At 44.1% G+C, this 22,046-nt stretch carries 20 protein-coding genes; 4 read left to right on the plus strand and 16 right to left on the minus strand.

Annotated elements, in window-relative coordinates; translation table 11 throughout:
- Window positions 1–43: 43 nt before the first annotated feature.
- The 9 genes from BJP34_RS33830 to BJP34_RS45180 all read right to left on the minus strand — a co-directional run bounded on the left by BJP34_RS33830 (window position 44) and on the right by BJP34_RS45180 (window position 8,619).
- Entirely contained in the window at window positions 44–2,530 is a 2,487-nt protein-coding gene (locus BJP34_RS33830; protein ID WP_229424160.1) for an HD family phosphohydrolase, read from the minus strand.
- Window positions 2,531–2,697: 167 nt separating this feature from the next.
- Entirely contained in the window at window positions 2,698–3,066 is a 369-nt protein-coding gene (locus tag BJP34_RS33835) for an RRXRR domain-containing protein (protein WP_070396121.1), read from the minus strand.
- A 504-nt stretch (window positions 3,067–3,570) separates the two neighbouring features.
- Window positions 3,571–4,530, minus strand: coding sequence for an ADP-ribosylglycohydrolase family protein (locus BJP34_RS33840; RefSeq protein ID WP_070396122.1), 960 nt, complete (start codon window positions 4,528–4,530; stop codon window positions 3,571–3,573).
- 80 nt (window positions 4,531–4,610) lie between these two features.
- The gene (aroQ, locus tag BJP34_RS33845; protein WP_070396123.1) at window positions 4,611–5,081 is read right to left on the minus strand and encodes a type II 3-dehydroquinate dehydratase; all 471 of its coding nucleotides are present in this window, start codon (window positions 5,079–5,081) and stop codon (window positions 4,611–4,613) included.
- A gap of 9 nt (window positions 5,082–5,090) precedes the next feature.
- Window positions 5,091–5,231 carry a hypothetical protein gene (locus BJP34_RS45880; protein ID WP_168166538.1) on the minus strand — a complete coding sequence of 47 codons (141 nt, stop codon included), beginning with the start codon at window positions 5,229–5,231 and terminating at the stop codon, window positions 5,091–5,093.
- 264 nt (window positions 5,232–5,495) lie between these two features.
- A complete protein-coding gene (locus BJP34_RS33850) occupies window positions 5,496–6,470 on the minus strand; it encodes a CHAD domain-containing protein (RefSeq protein ID WP_070396124.1) in 975 nt (324 codons plus the stop codon).
- Window positions 6,471–6,828: 358 nt separating this feature from the next.
- Complete coding sequence (locus BJP34_RS33855) at window positions 6,829–7,665, minus strand: pentapeptide repeat-containing protein (protein WP_070396125.1); 837 nt, start codon at window positions 7,663–7,665, stop codon at window positions 6,829–6,831.
- A 91-nt stretch (window positions 7,666–7,756) separates the two neighbouring features.
- A complete protein-coding gene (locus BJP34_RS33860; RefSeq protein WP_044491860.1) occupies window positions 7,757–8,398 on the minus strand; it encodes a hypothetical protein in 642 nt (213 codons plus the stop codon).
- A gap of 65 nt (window positions 8,399–8,463) precedes the next feature.
- A complete protein-coding gene (locus BJP34_RS45180; RefSeq protein ID WP_158517631.1) occupies window positions 8,464–8,619 on the minus strand; it encodes a hypothetical protein in 156 nt (51 codons plus the stop codon).
- A gap of 438 nt (window positions 8,620–9,057) precedes the next feature.
- On the opposite strand from BJP34_RS45180, the gene proS reads away from it, so the two are divergent.
- On the plus strand, window positions 9,058–10,869 hold the full coding sequence (proS, locus tag BJP34_RS33865) for a proline--tRNA ligase (protein WP_070396126.1): 1,812 nt from the start codon (window positions 9,058–9,060) through the stop codon (window positions 10,867–10,869).
- 133 nt (window positions 10,870–11,002) lie between these two features.
- Here the strand turns inward: proS and BJP34_RS33870 are convergent, their stop codons facing one another.
- A complete protein-coding gene (locus BJP34_RS33870; RefSeq protein ID WP_070396127.1) occupies window positions 11,003–12,259 on the minus strand; it encodes a hybrid sensor histidine kinase/response regulator in 1,257 nt (418 codons plus the stop codon).
- 316 nt (window positions 12,260–12,575) lie between these two features.
- Window positions 12,576–13,883 (minus strand): hybrid sensor histidine kinase/response regulator, encoded by a 1,308-nt coding sequence (locus BJP34_RS33875; protein ID WP_070396128.1) that lies wholly within the window; start codon window positions 13,881–13,883, stop codon window positions 12,576–12,578.
- A 213-nt stretch (window positions 13,884–14,096) separates the two neighbouring features.
- On the opposite strand from BJP34_RS33875, the gene BJP34_RS33880 reads away from it, so the two are divergent.
- On the plus strand, window positions 14,097–14,465 hold the full coding sequence (locus tag BJP34_RS33880; protein WP_070396129.1) for a hypothetical protein: 369 nt from the start codon (window positions 14,097–14,099) through the stop codon (window positions 14,463–14,465).
- Here the strand turns inward: BJP34_RS33880 and BJP34_RS33885 are convergent.
- The 5 genes from BJP34_RS33885 to glnA all read right to left on the minus strand — a co-directional run bounded on the left by BJP34_RS33885 (window position 14,447) and on the right by glnA (window position 20,065).
- Entirely contained in the window at window positions 14,447–15,145 is a 699-nt protein-coding gene (locus tag BJP34_RS33885; RefSeq protein ID WP_418904181.1) for a lipoate--protein ligase family protein, read from the minus strand. The two genes, BJP34_RS33880 and BJP34_RS33885, sit on opposite strands and share 19 nt — an antisense overlap.
- 198 nt (window positions 15,146–15,343) lie before the next feature.
- Window positions 15,344–15,847, minus strand: a complete 504-nt coding sequence (locus tag BJP34_RS33890; RefSeq protein ID WP_070396130.1) for a YbjN domain-containing protein — start codon at window positions 15,845–15,847, stop codon at window positions 15,344–15,346.
- 94 nt (window positions 15,848–15,941) lie between these two features.
- Window positions 15,942–17,210: an RNA-guided endonuclease InsQ/TnpB family protein gene (locus BJP34_RS33895; RefSeq protein ID WP_070396131.1), complete on the minus strand. Its 1,269-nt coding sequence runs from the start codon at window positions 17,208–17,210 to the stop codon at window positions 15,942–15,944.
- 333 nt (window positions 17,211–17,543) lie between these two features.
- Complete coding sequence (locus tag BJP34_RS33900; RefSeq protein ID WP_070396132.1) at window positions 17,544–18,443, minus strand: ferritin-like domain-containing protein; 900 nt, start codon at window positions 18,441–18,443, stop codon at window positions 17,544–17,546.
- 200 nt (window positions 18,444–18,643) lie between these two features.
- The gene (gene glnA, locus BJP34_RS33905) at window positions 18,644–20,065 is read right to left on the minus strand and encodes a type I glutamate--ammonia ligase (RefSeq protein WP_070396133.1); all 1,422 of its coding nucleotides are present in this window, start codon (window positions 20,063–20,065) and stop codon (window positions 18,644–18,646) included.
- A 1,097-nt stretch (window positions 20,066–21,162) separates the two neighbouring features.
- On the opposite strand from glnA, the gene apcB reads away from it, so the two are divergent.
- Together apcB and BJP34_RS41730 are read left to right on the plus strand one after the other, a co-directional pair.
- Complete coding sequence (gene apcB / locus BJP34_RS33910; protein ID WP_070396134.1) at window positions 21,163–21,672, plus strand: allophycocyanin subunit beta; 510 nt, start codon at window positions 21,163–21,165, stop codon at window positions 21,670–21,672.
- Between the two features lie 15 nt (window positions 21,673–21,687).
- On the plus strand, window positions 21,688–21,918 hold the full coding sequence (locus BJP34_RS41730) for a hypothetical protein (RefSeq protein WP_149031331.1): 231 nt from the start codon (window positions 21,688–21,690) through the stop codon (window positions 21,916–21,918).
- The last annotated feature ends 128 nt before the right edge of the window (window positions 21,919–22,046 follow it).

Raw genomic sequence — 22,046 nt, forward strand, 5'->3', positions numbered from 1 at the left:
CTGTTTCATACTATTGCTGTACCAAGACTGGAGACTTCATACTTCATTTAGGAGACGACTGGCAATTAAGTGCTCCCTTTGGATAAGCAATACGTTGGTGATTATATTGTTGCCAAACTCTGATAAACACTTGGGCAATTTTTGATAAATCCTGCCGGGTTAGGCCAGAATCCACTAATTGGTTGTCCTGCCAGCGAGCTTTGAGAATTTTATTGACCACCGTAAGAGCAGTTTCCGGAGTGACCTCTTTGAGTGAGCGTAGGGCCGCTTCACAGGCATCAGCTAACATAACTACACCAGTTTCCTGGGACTGGGGAATTGGACCGTCATAACGAAAATATGACTCGTCCACAGACCCAGTACCTTCGAGTTGGGCTTTTTGCTGAGCCTGGAAATAAAAATAGGAAATCAGCAATTTCCCCTGATGCTCTGGGATAAAGTCCCGCACTGCCTTGGGTAACTGGTGCTTACGAGCCATAACCAGTCCTTCGGTAACGTGCTTTTTGATAATTTCAGCACTCTTGAAAGGATCATTAATCTCATCATGCTTGTTCGGACCACCCATTTGATTTTCTATAAACCCTAACGGATCGTGCATTTTACCAATGTCATGGTAGAGCGTACCTGCCCGAACCAGTTCCACATTACAGTGGAGTTCTTGAGCCGCTGCTTCTGCCAAAGAAGCAACAAACAGAGTATGTTGAAACGTTCCAGGTGCCTCAGTAGCTAGACGTTTGAGCAGGGGACGGTTGGGATTAGACAATTCTGCCAGACGAATCGGTGTCACCAGGTCAAACAAACGTTCCAGGTAAGGTGATAGGCCCAGGGCGACAATACTCCAAGCTAAGCCAGACAGAGCGAATAACAAGGCTCCTGGCAGAACTGCATACCAAATTGTACTAGCCGTGGCACTAATAATCAGATTGATAATCAGGGAAACGACACCTTGAGTTAAGCCTACCCCAACTCCCAAAACAGCCAATTCCTCTCGCGATCGCATTCGTCCTGCCATCAAGGCACCCAGTAAACCACCAGCAACATTTGCCAGTACTTGTTCTCCAGTGACTTCCATACTAAAGGTCACTAAGCCTGTCAGTAAAACCACCACTGTCACGCCCATGGTAGACCCATAAAAGTTCCCTACTAACAAACCAATAGCAGGCATAGTGTAGGGAATCTTGAAGAAGGGACTCTTGAAGAGTATTGATATTGGCATACTCAGCGTCAGTAGCAATACCAAAATGTAGTCCCGCCGTCTCCATTTCGGGTGAACTCGCCGTTGCACTAAGGCAAAGATGCCCACCGTAGTAGTCACCAAACCACCAAATCCCATCAAACCCGGCCAGTTAATTCCTCGACGGCTTAAGTCGAAATAATCCAGTAGTACAAAGTCTGTTTGAGTGATGGTTTCACCTGCGGTTACAATCACATCTCCTTGCTGCACTGAAACCATCATTGGTTCCACTTTTTCTGCTGCCTGTTCTGCTATGAGCTTGGTTAATTCTTTATTTTCGATCAAGTTGGGTTCTAACACTCTAACTAGTAAATACTTAGCTAGTGGTTGAGCTTCCTGAGGCATAAGGCTACTCAAGTTTACCTTCACCGCCTCTTGGATCAGATTTGGTGGTAATCCTGGAACCATGCCTTGGGTCAGGATGCGACCAGCAGCCTGCTTAATTACTATGCGGGTTTTCTGCCAATCTTGATCTGATAGATCCAGTACGGAAACATCATCTAGGCTACTGAATTCAGGGCTCAGGTATTGTGACAGCTGAGGCAACACCTGAGCGTACTGTTGGCGAGCAGCAGATATTGACTCAATCAGAGCTGAGAACTCTTGTTCAGAAGACTGTTGACGGTAGCTTTGCAGATCACTTACTGCCTCAACAAAAGCTTTATTTAATGAATTTTCTGCCGGAGTTGGTGGTTTGGCTTCAGCATCAAACCCCTTGACATGGTTATCGATATCTGAAAATGCCAAGATAGCCCGCCATTCCCATTCCTTACTTTGGCGCAGATACCGCTGGGTGGCGATGGATAGTACATCAGTCTTTACAAAAGGAAAAACACCGCTGTTAGTGCGCAGTTCTTCCACAGCGTCGAGAGACTTCTCAAGATTTTGATCAATTCTTTCTGTAACAAATTGGTCAATCATCAAGACTGGTTGAGCACCTCTTTGAGCTTCTTTGCGTCTCTCAGCCGTCGTCTTAGAGTCCTCAACCAGAGCATCGAATGGTGCCCGGACTGTCTGTGGTGCTACTGTCTCTACATCTAGCTGTGGCTGATTGTAAAAGCGCCCTCCCATAACACTGGTCAGGGAAACCACTGCTAAAGTCCACATTACAGGTAGAGTAATTTTCTGTTGAAGTTGGTGCTGGCTTTTGCCCCAATCTTTTCCTGAAGTTAGGCTAGTCGAAGTGCCTTCACAATGGGTTGGAGACTCTGTGAGCTGTAGAGGTTGTCCTTTCAAATTCTCCTGCTGTGATTGGCTAACTGAGGATTTGGCAGCACTAGAGGAGTTAAATCCCAAAAAACTGCGAAGGTGCTGAGATGTTCGCCGTAATTGCGTGATCGGCTGCGTCAGCGAATTGAACGTTTTCATAGCACAGGAATGGCAATGTCTGGTAACAGTAGCGGTCTGCTCACAATTTGCTGTGTGGTGGTGGCATTTTGCTTAAAGACATCTACATTTATTTATTATTCATAAAAAACACTGGAAAGTTTGCCTCCACTCATTTTCAATCCACTCATTTGACATGGGTAGAGCGCAGGTTGCGTGGGAAACTTCCAGTGACAATCACGCCTTGTATACTGTAACAGTAACTGGAGTTTGCGAACATAAAACTTCATTAAAGTGGTAATTATGGTTTCGTGGTTACCTTGGTCAATCCCCATGGCTATTGGTTGGGTTTGACTTCCAGATGATTCACAGACCAACTTCACCGTAAATACGCCTAGGTCGTTATTTACAACTTTAGCTTTTCTTTCTTTGATCCATTCCCTAGGGGAACTTGGGGTAATTCGCATTAGTCGCTGTCGAGTTGGTGATAAAATAGCTACTCGCATTGAGATAATCCTCAATCATGGAGTTGTAAGTCCCCTTGACCACCTAATCCAAGCGGTGCCACCCTAGGCCGCGAGGGATTGCTCGCGGCCTAGGAGGCGCGCACCTTGATGATTCCGATCCTTAACCGCGACTGAAGTAAGCAGTCTTGCAGATACTCCAGCTTAGGGGTTGTGGCTGGAAGTTCTTACCAGGATTAGGCTCAATGGTCTAGTCACACTTAGGCTTAAGTCTTACCCCATAAGCACCCTTTATTGCGGGGTCAGTAACAGAATATAATTCCAGACTTGACTGATTTTTAGTTTACAAAACTCAGAAGCCAGTGTTTTTTTTAGATCATCTTAGTTTAACTGGTTTATATTGGTTTTACCTATAGCTGTGGTAGCAAATTCAACACCACGGGTGCAACACAGGCCATGAAAATTTTATGTACCATCAAGTTTCAGGCTACAGCCCCTTGTAGGTGGAGCTTCATTTTTGCCTTGAAAGTCCTTTGATTGAACAGCTTATCGAGATCCGATCACCCTTGGTGCCACCACAGCTAGCTTCTGAAACTGAGCTATCGCTGAAACGTCATATACACCTGACCACACTGCCAACAACTGGTCTGCTAATTGCCATGGGTCAACCCCAGTACTGCTGAGGTTAAGCCCCACCAGCCAGGGCACTGGAATACCGATGATACCGTTATAGGCACCAGCTAAAGCACCTGTTAAGGCAGCAGTAGTTTGTGATTGATAGCCTGTAAGAGCTGCACGAGTTACACAGAGGCGAAAATCTTCTGGGGTGTTTAGGAAACAGTACAATGCTAAGGCAATCGATAAAGAGCAGTCATCCTCAGACTCATTTCTACGCCTTTGCTCTCGACGCACCTGGATAACAGTTTGTTCTAAACTTGCCCCAAGCTCCAGTAGACTTTGTACTTGTTCCAATTGTTGCACCCAGGCATTTTGATTTTCATAGTTCCCTAGGTCGGCAATGATTCGGGAAATCAGGTTAGGGCAGTCAAGTTTTTCGGTAAGGGCGATCGCTATTGCCCAACCTATAGTCAAGACACTCTCAAACCTTTCAGAATCATTTTGCCAAATTGCTGCCGCCTCTAGCAGCTTTTGGCGCAACTTGACTTCATCTTCATGAAAAAATAATGCTATTGCTAAGGTTGCTACTGCTGCTTCGCTACTGTTGGCAGTCCCTTTTAATGAAAGGATAGAGGGTTGAGCCTTTTCACAGTGAACTAACCAATCTCCTAAATCGAGGTTGCCACAGCGAATTAAACTTTCAATACCACAAGTAGCAATCTTTCTCCAATCGGAAATCGCCTTACTCAAACCAGCATCCCCAAGGGAAAGCGGTCGAAATCTTACTTGAGCTGGTGGTAACTTTTGGCAGCCACTCCCAGCCAGGATTTCTCCCACAAGGCTACCTAACAAGGCACCTCTAAATCGGTTCAAAAGTGAGTACTGCATCCATATTTTGTCAAGAAATCTAGTGTGCTCTTAAATTGCCTTTTTCAACCCCCAAGGCAGCACCCATCACCTTTTTGATTTTAATTACCAATCGATTTTCTCAATGTCAGCACTAGAGCCTGTAACCCCAGTCTATAGCTGTTAGCTCCAAAACCACTAATCTGACCAACTACCACTGGTGCCATGAACGAATGATGTCTAAAGGCTTCTCGTTGATAGATGTTGCTAAGATGAACTTCTACAGTTGGCAAGGCTACCGCAGCTATTGCATCTCGAATAGCCACACTGGTATGGGTATAAGCACCAGCATTAATTAAAATCCCGTCGTGGTGTCCTAAAGCTCCATGTATTCTATCGACTAAGATACCTTCATGATTAGACTGCAAGGCTGTCACGCTGGCCTCAAGCATTTGCCCTTCTTGCTCTAGGAGATAGTTAATCTCATCCAAGGTGACAGATCCATAAATACCTGGTTCTCGCTGTCCCAGTAAATTAAGATTGGGACCATGGAGAACCAGGATACTTAGACGTTTTCGAGTATCACCGGACACAATAACTATCTAATTCCGACGACACCTTGGTTCATTAACAGGAATGGGGATTGGTTCTGGTTCAGGCTGAGCCTCAGGACCTAATAGCGCTTCAATAAGCTTGCGCGCCCATTCTTGAATTTTTTCCAAAACCTTTTCTATATAGTCCATCAAGCAAAAAGCTCCTATAAGACCACTTGTATCTTTTCTTTTACACTTTCAGTTCCCTAACTGGTTAAAAACGATTACTGCTTTTTGAGCAGCTCAGCAAGGGAATCAGTCTTGCCTAAGGTTTTTATGGCTTGACCATGACTCTGAGAAAGGAAAAAGAACAAAGTGTTGTATCTATTATTTTATTAAGGCTAGCACATTTTATACAATTCATTCAACCAAGATACATTAACCGTGTTTATACCCTCACCAGCATCAGACCTATCAGTTGCCTGACTCAGTCAGTAATATTTGGCGAAAGGCTTGCCTGGTTTCGGGCTTCAAATAATTCTGTTGTAAGGTTTGCCACTGTTGCCATGATTTGTAGCGGTTGGCCTGTAGTAACTGAGCCAGCTGGGGAGCCTTATGTTTTAGGTCCGAGTGAAAGACACAGTTTAAGAATTCGTCTAAAACCATACTGTCCTGAATATCACCTAAGATACCTTGAATTTGCTTCATATCTTCCACATAGTCCTTATAGGTAGGACTATAGAGTTCAGTAAATAGATTCATTTGGTAACGCACCCGCTTGGCTTGCTTACGTAGATCGTGAATCATTGCTCCACGAAGGGCTAGCAGCGACTCAACTGCTGCTGGTTTCAGCTGCTTTGGAGTTTGGCTACCAGTATCCTTAAGATCAACGCCCACTAGCCAAGCCGGGTGGAGTAACAGGCTGCTGACAATGGGTAAGAGTAAATCAGGTAATACCGCAGCCGCTGGCATCTGAGCAATTTCTTTATAGGTGGGTTTTTTGAGCCACCGTTTTAAGGTTTGCTTAAGCTTTTGGTGTGGCTTACCTTGCAGAGCTTCCCGAACTTGTGTTAAAGCTTTGCACCGCTTTTTTTCCAAGTACACGTAAGCTTGCTTCAATGCTTTCCGTTCTTTGGTGGGTAACTTGGGTTGGTAACCTTTGTGGAGGGTTTCTTGGAGGACATCTAGATCTCGTAGACTCCCTAGAATACGGGCAATCTTACCAATCTGTTTTTCAGAGGCTGCTTTGGGCAAGTCTAAGGCAGGGGTAAAACTAGTGACGGCGGTACGCAAGCGCCGCATTCCGATACGCATTTGATGCAGCTGTTCTGGATCTCGATCTTGGAGAACGGCGGCTTCGTGACTAAGTATTTTCTGGAAGTGTTTCTCAATTCCCAGATAACTCCATTCTCCAATGGTTTTGGTTTGGGGTAATACTAGTTTGTTCATGGTCCCAGTCTGACGTCTACCAAGCCAGACTCTTGAGATTGAGGTTGAGTGGACTCAGGATAGTCAGAGTCCAAAGCTTAACGTAAAGTTAACCAAAAGCCCACTTTGATTAACTTTACGTTAAGGATAAAAATAATGTTTTGTATTATTACTTATTCAGAGAATATTGTCAAGTTATGATCAGACTTTGCATAGAGGTTTGCAGCTCATGAGTCAGGTCAACTATAGCTTGTCGGATAAATTCTAGGGGGGGTTGGGCATGACTCATCGGTGTCTGGTCGATTGTGTCTGTTGGATGATACTTGCAGCACTAACTGATTAATCGAAGGTTTGATTGATTGTGATCAGATGTAGTTATCTAAGGATGGATAGTGCCATCAGGCATAATTGTTTCCCTTAGATTAACTTGGCTTAGTTCAGCTTCAATGATAGTAGCCCCAGTTAAGTTAGCTTTACTGAGGTTAGCGCCCCTCAGCTTAGCTGTAGTCAGGTTAGACCCGCTTAAATTTGCTTTAGTAAGGTTGGCCCATCTAATGTCAACCCTGTAAAGGTCTGCCTCTGCTAGGTTAGCTCCAAACAGATAGCTTCCACTAAGGTGAGCTTCTGCTAGGTTAGCCCCTGGACACTCAGCTTTGTATAGGTAAGCCCCAAGGAGTTCAGCTTGATGAAGATTAGCATTGCTCAGATTAGCATGGCAGAGATTGGCAGCCATAAGGTTAGCCTCAACCAGGTTAGTCCGTCTTAGCTTTGCCCCACTTAAATCTGCTTCTGAGAGATTAGCTTTGAGCAAGCTAGTGCCAATTAGGTTAGCATTACTCAAATCAGCTTCCATGAGGTTAGCTAGGGTCAAGTCAGCCCCAATTAAATTGGCACCATTTAGGTCAGCCCTGATCAGGTTAGCTGCTATAAGTTTAGTCCCAATTAGCTCTGCCGATATCAGTTTAGCTTTGATCAGTTCAGCATCTTGGAGGTTGGCATTACTGAGGTTAGCTTGGCTGAGGTTAGCGCTAATCAGTTTAATATTGCCTAGATTTGCCTTTTTTAGGTTAGCTTTTGCTAAGTTTACCCTTTCAAAGTTAGCCCCATTGAGGTTAACTTCGCTAAGGTCTGGTTCTAGATCTAGATTTGTCTTTCTCCATTCTGTCCATCTCAATGGATCTTGTTTGAGTAGAGCAAGATGTTCTAGATTGGCCATTGAGGTTCTCCTTCACATTATGTAGCGGTGCCAACAAAGACTTTAACTCAATGGCACTACATTAAGGGATCAGCTCAGGAAGAATTCCTTTCTATTCCTTGCGCTTGGCAGCAGGATGTTCACGACCACTCACGCTTTCAATAGCTGTCAGCGCTGCCTGAGACGCTGCTAATATATCCCGTTCTTCTCCACCTAGGTAGAGGCGTCCAAAGCTGCCCACTGCACTAATTTGTAAGATGTTAATTAAGGCGGATTTCTCTGCTTCATTGGCAGCTAGGGCGGCATAGGCAGCTGGCTCAACTTCTAATACATATAGGGTTTGCCCTGCTAGCAACATTTGACCCCGCCGTGTGCGATTAATTAACTGGGTCTGGTGGGCATCAATATTACGGATAATTTGGCTAGAAATGACCCGAGGTTTGAGCCGATCCTGTTCACGGACGCCCAGTGCGTCTAAAATTGCTTTGCCAGCTGTACGGGTTTCCCCTTGTTTATTAGCATGCACCTCTAGAAGTCCGTAAAGCCGTTCGACCACCAGCACTCCTGGACGCACGGCAGTGGATTTGAGGGCAATATCGGTAATCCGGTTAATTTCAATACCTGGTGAGATTTCAATCCAAAGGGAGGTATCTCCTGGTAAGGGCAAAAATCCTAACGCTACTGTTCCCATGTAAGCGGCGTGCTGAGGCTGCAAGCTGTCTATGTATACGTAACTGCGTAGTTCAATACCCAAAGTTTAATCTGTTCCTTTTTTGGTGACTAGAAGTTGTCCAAAAGGTAATTCGCACTCAAAGAAGCCTACCACACCTCTCGACCTTCTGCTTTACCCCAGTGAACCTCTTCACTGATTTCGACTTCATTGGCTAGTAATTCATCTAGGGTATATTCTCTGGGGTGGCAGATGGGTTGCTCGAGCTTTTGTTCATAGACATCAACAGCAATGATGACAAGCAACGAAAGATATTAGTGTTGTTTTTATCCTTCAATAAAAACAAATTTTTTATAATTTAAAAAACGGCAAAATTAGTTTTATATGTTTAGATTAAGTCTTGAATTTATATTTAATTTGCTATAAGTTAGGTTGAATTTAAAGCTATTAATATAAAAGAAATTGGTATTTTAAAAAAGCCTGAACAATAGCATCACCACAAACCTTACTTTTTTAAAGATCCGATGGTAACCTGTTTACTCATTAAACCAAGGAAATGTAAAACTTTGTGAGTTGAAAGGTTTATAACCACGATTCTGCTAATTTAAATTAAATTAGAAACTAGCATATAATCACATACCTTCTCAGAGGGTGAATAGTTTGTCAATCCTGGCTGACATACTGTTGATGAAAGTTTTAAACTGATGAGATAATGGTAGTTTGGTCTAAAAAGGAAGTAAGTAATGCGACTGTCTCAGATGCTGTTGGTGACACTGCGGGAAGACCCAGTGGAAGCAGAAATCCCCAGCCATAAACTTTTGCTGCGTGCGGGTTACATTCGACGTATTGGCAGTGGCATCTACGCCTATTTACCCATGATGTGGCGTGTCCTAAAAAAAGTTTCTCAGATTGTGCGGGAGGAAATGGATGCCACAGGTGCTCAAGAGTGTCTACTACCTCAGTTACAACCGTCTGAGCTGTGGAAAGAATCGGGTCGTTGGGACACCTATACGAAAGCTGAGGGCATTATGTTTGCTCTGATTGACCGACAAAAGCGAGAATTGGGACTTGGACCAACCCATGAAGAGGTAATCACTACTGTTGCTAAGGACATGATTCGCTCCTATCGGCAATTACCTCTAAACCTGTATCAAATTCAAACTAAGTTCCGAGATGAAATTCGCCCCCGATTTGGCCTGATGCGGGGACGGGAATTCATTATGAAGGATGCGTACTCCTTCCATACCGATCACGAAAGCCTGAAAAAGACTTATCAGGCGATGGATCAAGCCTATCGAAATATGTTTAGCCGCAGTGGTTTGGAGTTTAGAGCGGTTGAGGCTGACTCTGGGGCGATTGGGGGTTCGGGTTCTCAAGAATTTATGGTTCTGGCTGATGCTGGGGAAGACGAGATTCTCTACACGGAGGATGGCAAGTATTCTGCCAATGTGGAAAAAGCAGTTTCCTTACCACCAGACCTAGAGCCCTCACCCTATAACACTTATGAAAAACTAGAAACTCCAAACACCTCAACTATTGACACCCTATGTCAATTCCTGAAGTGCTCTGCCACTAATGTGGTTAAAAATGTTCTTTACCAAATTGTCTATGACAACGGCATGACGGTGTTGGTTTTGGTGAGCATTCGGGGGGATCAAGATGTAAATGAGGTGAAGTTACAAAATGAATTGGTGAAATTGGCAGACCAATACGATGCCACAACGGTTTTAGCCCTGAGTGTACCAGAGGTGGCTACCCAGGAAAAATGGGCATCGAAACCTCTACCTTTGGGTTACATGGCACCTGATTTGGCAGATGATTACATCAAACCAGCTAAAGATATTGCGCCTCAGTTTTTGCGGTTGGTAGATCAAACAGCAGTGGAACTGAAAAACTTTACTACTGGTTCCAATGAGTCAGGCTATCACGTAGTTGGTGCCAATTGGGGTGAGCAATTCCAGTTACCGAAGCTAGTGGTGGATCTCCGTAAGGCTAGTCCAGGCGATCGCGCCATCCATGACCCGAATCAAACCCTCTTATGCGCTCGCGGCATTGAAGTTGGCCATATTTTCCAGTTGGGGAGGAAATACTCATCTGCGATGGGGGCTACCTACACCAGTGAGCAAGGGGAAGAAATTCCGTTATGTATGGGCTGTTATGGGGTGGGAGTGTCTCGGTTAGCTCAAGCAGCTGTAGAGCAATCCTATGACAAGGATGGGATTATCTGGCCAGTTGCGATCGCACCCTACCATGTGATTATCACGATCCCGAATGTGGGAGATACCCAGCAGATGGCAGCAGCAGAAAAACTTTACACTCAACTCAATGAAGCAGGTATCGAAACCCTGCTTGATGACCGCAACGAACGAGCTGGGGTCAAGTTCAAAGATGCTGATTTAATTGGGATTCCCTACCGGATTGTGACTGGGCGATCGCTTAAAGATGGCAAAGTGGAAGTGGTGGAACGGGCTACCCACAAATCGACAGAACTCTCCCTTGAGGAAGTGCTACCCACCCTGAAGCAGTGGATTGATACAGCTCTAAGGACGGTTTAGGATTGAGGGTTGCAGGTTGAACGCGCACGCGTGGCCTTTTGGCCTACGGTTATTCGCCCCGTATTCGGTGTAGGGTACCTTGAACCATACAAGGATAACTATTGGGTAAATATCACGCTTTGACTAATTAGTGTTATACCCATTCTATGGGTAGGGAAACGGTAAAGGTCGCTCCCTTACCCAATTCACTGTCCACAGTTATCTGACCGGCCATCAGATGACAGAGTTTTTTTGCGATCGCTAAACCCAACCCAGCCCCACCATACTTGCGGGTGTCCGACTCATCTACCTGAGTGAAGGGTTCAAAAATCTTTGAATGTTGCTCTGGACTGATGCCAATACCGGTGTCACTGACTTGAAATGTGATTGATGGTTTAGTTATTTGGTGTTGACCAAAATCAGAAGTAATTGTAGATTCTAAATTAAATTGATCGTCAATCTCTGCTGTGCCATCACTCTTTTTGACTATCAATTTAACAGTTCCATGCTCTGTAAATTTACAAGCGTTGTTGAGCAAGTTAAGCAGGATTTGGCGCATTTTGGTGGGGTCAGTAAGGATTCTGCCAGGGTGATTCCAATAGATGACTTCTAAGGTATTGTTGTTCTTTTCCAATAAAGGACGCACATTGGTTATCAGTTCTTCAATCAATGAGGATATATCAGTCTTTTCTTCATGGATTTCTAGCTCACCTACTTCCATTTTCGATAGGTCAAGTATGTCGTTAAATAAATTCAGCAGATGCCAACTAGAGTTTTGAATCTTCTCTAGCCGGGGAATAAAGTATTCTGGATCCGACTTTTGAGCCCGAGCTTGTAATAACTCACTATTACCAATAATGATATTTAGAGGCGTGCGAAACTCATGGCTCATGTTGGCTATAAATTGGCTCTTAGCATAGTTAGCTTTCTCAGCTATTTCTTTAGCTTTGATCAGCTCCTGCAAGTAAAGTTGACGCTGTTTATGAGCCTGTCGGATTTGGTGCTGTTGTTCTCTAACTTGAGCGACAAACTTTAGGGTTTTATTGATGGTAATTTCCAAATCCTGAAAATCTATTGGTTTGGTCAGAAAATCAAAAGCACCACGGTTCATCGCTGTCCTAATATTTTTCATATCCCCATAAGCTGATACCACCACTGCTTTAAGTGTTGGGTCAACTTCAGGGATAAACCCTAACAAAGTAAGACCATCCATCTCAGGCATATTGATATCAGTTAAGATCAGATCTATTCGTTTTAAAGATTTTAGGATGTCGAGCGCTTCAGAGCCATTATGCGCAAATAAAAAGTCCAACTCTTGAGTTCTGATCCGTTTTCTAAGTCGCTGTTTTATGAGACGTTCTAATTCCAGCTCATCATCCACAACAAGGATGATTTTTTTTGCAGATGTCATGTAATTTTATCTCCCCTTGAGGATTACCACTTAGTTTGAATAGTTGGTAATGGGTAATAAGAAAAATAATGAATTTGGAATTTGGAATTTGGAATTATGCTTACCCATTAGCCATTAGCCATGACTTATTAGCCATGACCGATTAGCCATGACTTATTAGCCATTTAAAAAAACGTTTATTATGAACACTACTAAAAATACCGGACGTGATATATCTATATAATTCCCATTAACCCTTGACTAAGTAACAGTCTATAGTAGTAAAGTTATTTGATTATGTTTGCTGGTTTGTAAATGTCTGATAACCAAAGGAGTTTCAGTTGCGGCTGTCTAAATTCCTTAAGGGTAGGCAAATTATAAATTCGGTATAAGCTTCCAATTCAGTGTCCACATTCAGTGTTCCTCTATGCTGTCCAATGATAATATCATAGGTTAAGGATAATCCTAAGCCTGTTCCTTCTCCCGTAGGTTTAGTAGTAAAGAAAGGATGGAATATCTTCTCCTTAATTTCAGGCGGGATACCAGTACCATTATCACCAATCCGAATTTCTACTGAGTCACTTAAGCGCAATGTCTTCACCCAAAGCATGGGGGTAAATTCTTCACCGATGTTCTTCTGCTTGCTCTGGAGGGCATAGCAAGCATTTTCGATAATGTTAATAAAGGCACGACTAATATCACTAGACACCAACTCCAGTTGACCAATGGAATCATCATAGTCAGTTTTAATCGTGACATTGAACTGATGATTCTTGGCACGAACACTGTGATAAGCCAACTGGATAGCTTGGGCTAATACAGTATTGAGGTCAGTCAGTTGGAGTTGAGTACTGTCAGTTCGGGCATGCTGCATCATACTTTGAATGATGCCCTCGGCTCTTTGACCATGACGTTTGATAGCGAGAGAATTGTCTCGCAGTTCTGTCAAGGTGTCTTTGATATAGCTAGCTGTTGTTGTTTCTATATGCTCTAATTGTATTTTAAATTCTTCGATGAGTTCCTCAGCTAACTCCATCGAACCTTCGGCATAATTGTTAACAAAGTTGAGAGGATTCCTCAGTTCATGGGCAACCCCTGCAGTTAAGGTGCCGAGGTATGCTAGTTTCTCTGTGGCAATAATTTGCTCTTGGGCTTCCTTAAGCTGTTGGAAAGTTTTACTTAACCTCGTTTCCGCCGCTGCACGTTCCGCAACTTCTTGTTTCAAACGGGCATTTTGCTCATCAAGAGTTCTAGTCAAATTTCTTATTTGTAGATGTATCCTTACTCTAGCCAATACCTCGTCTTGTTGAAACGGTTTGGTGATGTAATCGACGGCTCCGATGGAAAGACCTTTGACCTTATCAACTGTGTCAGTCAGTGCGGTCATGAAAATTACCGGGATGTCTCGATTTGAGGGGTTTGCCTTTAGTCTTTTGCAAGTCTCAAATCCGTCAATTCCTGGCATCATTACGTCCAATAGAATTAGATCGGGTTGATTATAGTTAACTTGTTCAATCGCACTTTCACCATCTGTTTCCACAGCAACCGTAAAGCCAGCATTGTGCAAAGCCTGAGATATAACTGATAAATTGGTGGGTGTATCATCTACAACTAAGATGAGATTTTTGTCTTGATCGTATGTCACTGCTTCAGGATCCTATCAACACAAATTGATTTACTCATAAATTTAAAAATATCTATAATTTATTATCCCTTAACCATGTATAATCCTAATTTTATTTATTAAAATAAAACAACTATTTTTGAGTTATAATTAGATAAAAGTTAGGGATTATCAATTGATTTGGATAAATGAGTTAACTTATTAAAGTTAGCAAACCCTAAGCCGGACAAAAAAATGGGTAACCTGATTCATCTGTGCTGGTTCATACTTGAAGCTATTACTGAAAAAGGTGCTTGTTTAGGATTATATAAACTTACCTTGAACTTACCCTCAGGGAAAATACTGACAGGAGGTGGGATTTATGGCAGTTATTGTCAAAGATTGAGAAACGAGCCAGGATTATATTTGGCTCGGAACAAGATTCGGAGCTTACAAGTCATCACGCCCAAGTCATTTCTTGGAGTAATTTCAGACATAAGCGAGTTTGTTACCTACTTTTGCTTAAGTCCTGATTATTTCTGGATTGTTACCCATGATAAAAACCTCTGCTTGTCTGCTTTCCCATCAGCCTTAACTATGGGTGTTCAACCAGATTTGTTCTGATTGCTATTTACCAAAGCCAGAATTTCTTGCCACTCCTGATTTGATAAAGGCTTCTCTACCAACTCCACACCAAAACAATCAGCAGCAGCATGAGTTAGGGCATCCACCACAATGTTTATTAAGGCATCTCCCTGTTGAGCCATGGGTAGATTAAAGGAAGGGGGCGCTTCCCCAAACACGTGAGTATACAGTCCAGCATCTGGTTCTAAGCGAATTGAGCCATGCTGCAAAATCACATTACCACGGCGCAATTGAGCACTACCAATCAGTTTAGAACCATCTGCCAACACTAAATCGGCACCAGTAGCAGTCCCGAAACAGTTGGGATTGTTAATATACCCCCGTCCAGCTGAACCATAGTGCAACTCTACACCAAGGGAGCGCCACCCCTGAATCAAAAACTCACAAATTTGGTGATAGGCATCAAGACGTTTACCAGTCAACCCGGAATTAACCACCATATAGGTCAAATCTCCCTGATGTAGCACAGCTCTACCACCACTGGGACGCCTTACCAGCTCTACTGGTTGTGATGCCCAAGTGAGTTGTTCCCAGAACTCAGGCCAACGGCGTTGATGGTAGCCAAGAGAGATGGTTGGTGATGCCCAGGTATAAAATCGCAATACTGGGGGATGTTTTCCCCGTTGGTGCTGGGCTAGTAGCCACTGGTCAATGGCCATCTGAAGCCGCCCTGATCCCTGTAGTAAGGGTATTAAACGCCAGGATGAACTCTGAAGTGGTAAGTCTGAACGATCAGAAGTCTTAAGTGGTAAGTCTGAAGTATTAAACAATGCCATTGTTGGCTGATTTGTTCGAACTGGTATGTTTTAACTTTTATCCTTCACCTGTGTGCTAACATCATCTGGTATCAGAAGATTTTAGGCCGCACCAAACTCAGCTTGTAATAAGTCATCATTGTCATCGGCGATAGTGGCTACCACGGTAATGGCGCGAGAAATTTCCCCTGGGGACAATTCAGCAACAGTTCGCGTGGATAACACGACAACTTGATCCTCGACAATAGCAAAGCGGGATTCAAAGGTGTCATACCAGTTCATTTCCAGGAGCTTGCGCATCAATGTTGCCTCGTCTTTGGCAGGTAGATGCATCACAGAAGACCAAGCTGTAAAGGTGTCATCATCTGTGGAACCAGTGAGCTGAACGAATACTTCCACGCTACCGTACTGAAACTTCCACAAGTAGCCTTCTTCACTGTGGCTTACCATAGCGCTATTGTTTTGTTCCAGGCTGGAGATAACCGTTTCAATGTTTTCGACATAGTTAACGGCAGTCATAGTCTGGTTGAACTCACTGGCAACGATTTCTGCCATTGACAAGTCTTGACTAGATAGAGTGTCAGGATTCGGCTGTGGGTTTGTCATAATCAATTTCTCTGTGCTGGTCTTGGGGTTTGCCTAAGACCCAGTATCACCTGTAGCTACGCTTGTTGACACGTTGAGTGACATCCTCCCGACGCTAACCCGAAGGGTATAGCGCGGGCTTCCCAATATCACTATTGGACATTGCTGCCCTACGCCACTTATCTAGGCTAAATGCCCCCGACAGCCCGACTTGACAGCCAATTTCTTTCCCCCAGAGTCCCTGGGTACTAAGTTTTTCTATGCCTCGATTACACAGTTCTTGAGCTGCGGCAACATCTCTATCGACAGAGTAGCTACATTCAGGACAGGTATGCACCCGATCTTCTAGTTCTTTCCTGACTTCAACGCGGCAGTTAGGGCAGGTCTGGCTACTGCCTCTGTGGTCAACTTGATCGACAAATACATTGCGTCGCTTTCCTACGTATTTGAGAATGGTACGAAATTGACCAAACGCTCCGTCTAGACTGTGTTTACCTAAAAACCCTTTTGCCATGATCCGGAAATCAATATCCTCTAAGAAGATTGTATCCGCCATGTCGCAGAGACAGTGAGCTAGCTTGAACTGATAATCTTTTCTCTTGAAGGCAATGTGATTGTGCTGCTTTTCTACCTTAATCCTGGCTTTCTCGTAGTTAGCCGAACGTTTTTGTTTCTTTGATAATCTACGTTGTAGCACTTTCAGCCGACGATGTAGATCTTTGAAGAATTTACGCCCAGGTTCGACAAAACCATCACTAGTAGCGCAGTAAGACAACAAGCCGACATCAACCCCAATCACATGACCGTGAGGCATTGGGTCAGGAATTTGAAGATCCGACTCGATAGTAACAACTGCAAACCAACCCACAGCTTTTTTGACTACTCTTACTTGCTTGATGGCAAACCCTTCTGGTATTGGTCGATGCAAGTTGATTGGCACCCTGCCTAGCTTTGGTAGCTTTATATGCCATCCAGTAATGGGATTGGTTTTGAACTGAGGGAAAAGCATTGACTTCATTTGTCCATACTTTTTGAACCTCGGAAAGCCGAAGCCGCGTTTGACAAAGAAGTCCCAAGCGTCGTGCAGTCTTCTGATATTAGTTTGTAGCACCTGTGAGGGAACTGCTTTGAGCCTGGGAAACTCTTTTTTAGCTTTGGGAAGGTTGTTTTGCTGTTGCTGATACCCAGGAAACGGATAATCGGCACTCATGATGTATTCCGACTCCAAACTACACCTATCTATGGCACATTTTCGAGAGCTTATGTAGTCTTTTAGCTCCCTAAGTGCGTAGTTGTAGGACGCTCGACAAGTTTCTAGCCACTCACAAAGCAGCTCTACTTGTCTAGCATCTGGTTTTAGGCGATAGGTGTAATTCAATATCATAGAAATTATTCTACTATATTTTTGATTAGTGATAAATAGCTATTTTTAGGTACATCGAGTACCCTTAAAATAGCTTGATAAGTCCATGTATCCTGACGTTGACCTTCAGTACAGTACGGGACTTATAGCCCCTCAAACACACCAATAGTTAATTTTCTTAAATCAAGGGTCGAGACTTGCAATTAGGTGAGACAGGCAAAAAGTAAAAGCTCAAGGGGAAAAGATGATTTTGCCTTAACCTTTTGCCTTGAACCCTTTTCTTAGATTTTACCTTTGAGAGACCGAAACAATAACAAAAGCCCTTGAACAGCTTCTGACTGCTTGAGCAATTTTCTAGGAGACTGCTTTTTGCTGATTTTTAGATACCTGATTAAAACCGTTCAAAAACATAGGCACAAATTTTTCTATAAACCCTTGTGGATCTTGCTGCCAAGCCTTTTGTGCTACCTGAATCCTGGTCATTTGCAGTTCAGGGGCTAGCAAGGTTTGGGGTAAGCGCTCGATCAGGTACTGAGGACGTTCCCACACTGGCAAGGTATGGGCAACCTCCAGCAAGTTATTGAGTCGGCGCAGTTCAGCACCTGCCATCAGATCGATACCAGATTCATAAGCCGCCTGTTCAATGGCTACATACTGGCACTTTGCCTGTTCTACCTTCTGTCGATGTTCTGGGCTTTTCTTGGCAATTTGTGCCAACCACCGATTCCCCCAACGGACATGACCAACTTCCTCTGGGAAAATCTGTTCAATGGTTTTAAGAATCTTAATATTTTCTTCCGTTTTCGGTGCCTCTTTTAATGCTTTGATGTGAGCTGAGAAGTACTCACATCCCCGTTTTTCGGTGACATTAATTGCTGCCAAACCAGCGATCAGTCCATCGTTGAGCTTTCCTTGTTCTTTATAGCTTTCCTGGTCGATTAGTCGATCAAATTCCTTGATGTAGGACACTCCTGGGGGCTTACCAATATCTGCCCCCAGTTCCATGAGTAGGTCAGTCAGCCACATGGCATGACGAGCTTCGTCAGCAATGTGATGAGATAGATCCCGCACCAGTTCTTTTGGCTGACCATCCAGGTTTTCTACCAAATCCGTGAGATCTAGGCAACTGTGTTGTTCGTTGTAGCGATAGCGGTTGAGCATGACCAGGTGAAGTTTGCGATCGCGTACCACATGTGGCAGGATTTCACGAGCACCCATGCCGTTGTTTGATTTGTGAGGATATGCAACTGTCATAGATTTTCTCAGGTATCTAACACATACTAGTCCCAAATTCCCTAGAAAAGCGATGCAGCAACCTAGCTATATAATACAGAAGCTCAGTGTTGTACTTCGCTTCTGAGCGATCTGAAATATTAATTAATCAAAAGTTACAAATAAATAAAGAAGCCACCCTAGAGGATGGCTAATGGTCTTAGTTCACCATAGACAAAGTACTAGACATCGTAGTATAGTGCGAACTCATAGGGATGAGGCCGCAACCGCATGGGGTTGACTTCGTTGTCTAGTTTGAATTCAATCCAGTTGGTAATGAAGTCTTCGGTGAATACTCCTGATTCAGTCAAGAAGGTATGATCCTTTTCTAAGGCTGCCAGAGCATCCTCTAGAGAAGCGGGGGTGGATGGAATTTTGCTCAATTCCTCTGGAGAGAGGTCGTAAATATCCACATCTAAAGAATCACCGGGTTCAATCTCGTTCTTGATCCCATCAATACCAGCACAGAGCATGGCGGCGAAGGCGAGATAGGGGTTACAGGTGGCATCAGGGCAACGGAACTCTAACCGCTTGGCCTTGGGATTGGGGCCAGACAGAGGAATGCGGATGGAAGCTGAACGGTTACCTTGGGAATAAGCTAAGTTCACGGGCGCTTCAAACCCAGGTACCAGACGCTTGTAGGAGTTAGTGCTGGGGTTGGTAAGTGCCAACAGAGCCGGGGCGTGCTTGAGTAAACCACCGATGTAATTGAGCGCCATTTTACTTAGGTTGGCGTAACCATCACCCCAGAATAAGGGTTCTCCATCCTTCCAGATCGATTGATGGGTATGCATCCCGGAACCATTGTCGTTAAAGATTGGTTTGGGCATGAAGGTGACAGTTCTGCCATACTTCTTGGCAACATTTTTGATGACATACTTATAAATCATCAGATCGTCAGCAGCCTTAATTAGGGTGCCAAAGCGAAAACCCAACTCGTTCTGTCCACCTGTAGCCACCTCGTGGTGGTGCTTTTCAATGGGTACACCGCACTCTGCCATGGTTAGCAGCATTTCGGTACGCATGTCTTGCAGGGTGTCCGTGGGGGCAACAGGGAAATAACCTTCTTTATAGCGAGGCTTATATGCGAGGTTACCACCTGCTTCTTCTCGACCAGAATTCCAACGACCTTCAACGCTGTCTACATAGTAGTAGCACTGGTTCTCGGTTTGGTCAAAGCGAACATCATCAAAAACAAAGAATTCAGCTTCTGGACCAAAGAAGGCGGTATCCCCAATGCCAGTGCTGCTCAGATAGTCAAGGGCTTTCTGAGCAATGCTGCGAGGATCGCGGCTGTACCATTCCCCTGTACGCGGTTCCTTAATGCTGCAAATCATGCTCAGGGTTGGTTCTTTCATAAATGGGTCGATCCAAGCCGTTTTGGGATCAGGAACCATTGCCATGTCAGATTCGTTGATTGCTTTCCAACCCCGAATGCTTGAACCATCGAAGGGAACTCCTTCGTCAAAGGAACTCTCTTCTATTTGGTCTTGGTAAAACGAGCAGTGCTGCCAGATCCCTGGCATATCAATGAATTTAAGGTCGATGATTTTTATGTTTTCGTCTTGAATCATTTTCAAGACGTCTTGTGGGGTTTCAGGCATGAATGACTCCTTTGATCAGCTTTACGTTTGTTTACAAAGAAACAACCTTATAAAATTACTTGAGTCAGTGACTCTACCAAAATTGGCGACACTGAAGCTTTCCCAAACCGAGGACTGACTGGGTAAGCATCCGAGTCAGTTATTCGCGGGGAGATACTTTTTTTTGAGTGGTGCAAGCAGCACGATTTCCTTAAAAGCATCTTGATTGGCTTTTCCCTTGAACAGTGAAAAGTTGTAGTTCCCTGATTCCTGACTCATCCTAGGGATAGAAAGTAGGACATTATGTATCTAACAATACAGAATGTCCTAAGATGATCGGATCTCATATGAATAAAAAATTAAATTTTCGAGTTCTAGACTCAGTCAGGTTGCCAAACAGGCTCCCACAAAGGCTCAAGAGAAGGTCTTTGTCTACTCAACAAGGGAGCGAATGGCAAAACTAGGCTCTGGTTAGTCGCAGGTTTTGCCTACATACATCTACTATCTATCTATATGGGCAATGAGATTAGTGAGTGCATTTGGTCGGTCGGTTCTAATTTCCCTGTTTCCCCCCTCTGGGAGTGTCTTGCGCAATTAATCGGTCCTATCTATGGTGGGCAACGCCTAGGCTGTTCACTTTGTGCGATGGCCATAGCTTAAACTTCATGCAATTTTTGTCTGATAGTATGAGACAGTGTATCTCTTGCTAGATATCCATTCTGGGCGTTATCGCCGTACGCGTTCGCGTAGCGTGAGCAAAGCTCAATCCCGGTGTGAACGATCTCCCCCGAAAAAGGCCCATAATCAACAGCCTACCCCACACCCCACACCCCACACCCCACACCCCACACCCCACACCCTAGGCAACGCCGAATTCTAAAGAAGCATTAAGGATGAAAGCAACAAGCAACAGGGTACAATCTAGTGATGAAAGATATGTATACGCTTAGCTCCAGCCAATTATAGCGTCTGGAGTTAAGTAAACATTGAACTTGCTGTTTAACTCCTGTGGAGTGCATAGTGTAGCGCTCTGTACCTGTTGAGTTCTCGCCCTAAATCATGGGAAGACACCAATAGTAAATCAAAATTATCAAGATTGTTGTTGGGAGAATAATTTAATGAGGGATTTAGTCACAAACTTGATTAGGAATTATGATAGCTCAGGTCGCTACCTAGATCGGGATGCCATCGATTCACTTAAGTCTTACTTTGAAACTGGCACCGCTCGGGTGGCTGTAGCTACTTTAATCAATGGCAATGCTGCTTCTATTGTCAAGCAAGCGTCAGCACAACTGTATGAGGAAGTTCCTGAACTGTTGCGTCCAGGTGGCAATTCTTATACAACTCGTCGTTATGCTGCTTGTTTACGAGATCTGGATTATTACCTGCGCTATGCTAGTTATGCCCTAGTTGCTGGTGATACCAATGTCTTGGATGAGCGGGTTCTACAAGGGTTGCGGGAAACTTATAATTCCCTAGGTGTGCCCATCGCTCCAACGGTTCGTGGGATTGAGATTATGAAAGATATGGTCAAAGCAATGGCCAAAGAAGCTGGTATCGGGAATATCGGATTTGTTGATCAGCCCTTTGACCACATGAATCGTGAGTTTAGCGAAACAGATGTTTAAGACATTGATCGTTCGTTGACAGTTGACGGTTCTACGGGTGACCGGACTGGTTGCCCGTACTATAGTGCTGCGCGCAGGGAATCGGGAATCGGGAATCGGGAATCGGGAATCGGGAATCGGGAATCGGGAATCGGGAATCGGGTAATTGGTGATTATATTGCTAATTTTGTCAAGATCGATGATTTTAGCGTTGCTCTAGGAAGGGTGGAAACTAACAAACTTGCCAGAGGCGACCGCCACAAATGATTGAATTGCTGATTGAATTGCTGATTGAATTGCGATTGGCCGTAGGCCACGCTACGCGAACGCTTAATACAGGCTTGCTGGTTTGTAGCACTCAGGACGGATAACTGGCTTCTAAAATAGTACATAAA

Origin of the sequence: Moorena producens PAL-8-15-08-1, from assembly GCF_001767235.1 — a bacterium.
Classification (GTDB): domain Bacteria; phylum Cyanobacteriota; class Cyanobacteriia; order Cyanobacteriales; family Coleofasciculaceae; genus Moorena; species Moorena producens_A.

Excerpts from the sequence above, each read along its gene's own strand:
- BJP34_RS33840 (WP_070396122.1), bottom strand. The coding sequence starts at position 4,530 with ATGCAGTACTCACTTTTGAACCGATTTAGAGGTGCCTTGTTAGGTAGC.
- BJP34_RS33835 (WP_070396121.1), bottom strand. The coding sequence starts at position 3,066 with ATGCGAGTAGCTATTTTATCACCAACTCGACAGCGACTAATGCGAATT.
- BJP34_RS33900 (WP_070396132.1), bottom strand. The coding sequence starts at position 18,443 with ATGACAGTTGCATATCCTCACAAATCAAACAACGGCATGGGTGCTCGT.
- BJP34_RS33855 (WP_070396125.1), bottom strand. The coding sequence starts at position 7,665 with ATGGCCAATCTAGAACATCTTGCTCTACTCAAACAAGATCCATTGAGA.
- BJP34_RS33895 (WP_070396131.1), bottom strand. The coding sequence starts at position 17,210 with ATGATATTGAATTACACCTATCGCCTAAAACCAGATGCTAGACAAGTA.
- BJP34_RS45880 (WP_168166538.1), bottom strand. The coding sequence starts at position 5,231 with ATGGACTATATAGAAAAGGTTTTGGAAAAAATTCAAGAATGGGCGCGC.
- BJP34_RS33850 (WP_070396124.1), bottom strand. The coding sequence starts at position 6,470 with ATGAACAAACTAGTATTACCCCAAACCAAAACCATTGGAGAATGGAGT.
- BJP34_RS33885 (WP_418904181.1), bottom strand. The coding sequence starts at position 15,145 with ATGGCCATTGACCAGTGGCTACTAGCCCAGCACCAACGGGGAAAACAT.
- apcB (WP_070396134.1), top strand. The coding sequence starts at position 21,163 with ATGAGGGATTTAGTCACAAACTTGATTAGGAATTATGATAGCTCAGGT.
- BJP34_RS33870 (WP_070396127.1), bottom strand. The coding sequence starts at position 12,259 with ATGACATCTGCAAAAAAAATCATCCTTGTTGTGGATGATGAGCTGGAA.
- proS (WP_070396126.1), top strand. The coding sequence starts at position 9,058 with ATGCGACTGTCTCAGATGCTGTTGGTGACACTGCGGGAAGACCCAGTG.
- BJP34_RS33880 (WP_070396129.1), top strand. The coding sequence starts at position 14,097 with ATGGGTAACCTGATTCATCTGTGCTGGTTCATACTTGAAGCTATTACT.
- glnA (WP_070396133.1), bottom strand. The coding sequence starts at position 20,065 with ATGCCTGAAACCCCACAAGACGTCTTGAAAATGATTCAAGACGAAAAC.
- BJP34_RS33890 (WP_070396130.1), bottom strand. The coding sequence starts at position 15,847 with ATGACAAACCCACAGCCGAATCCTGACACTCTATCTAGTCAAGACTTG.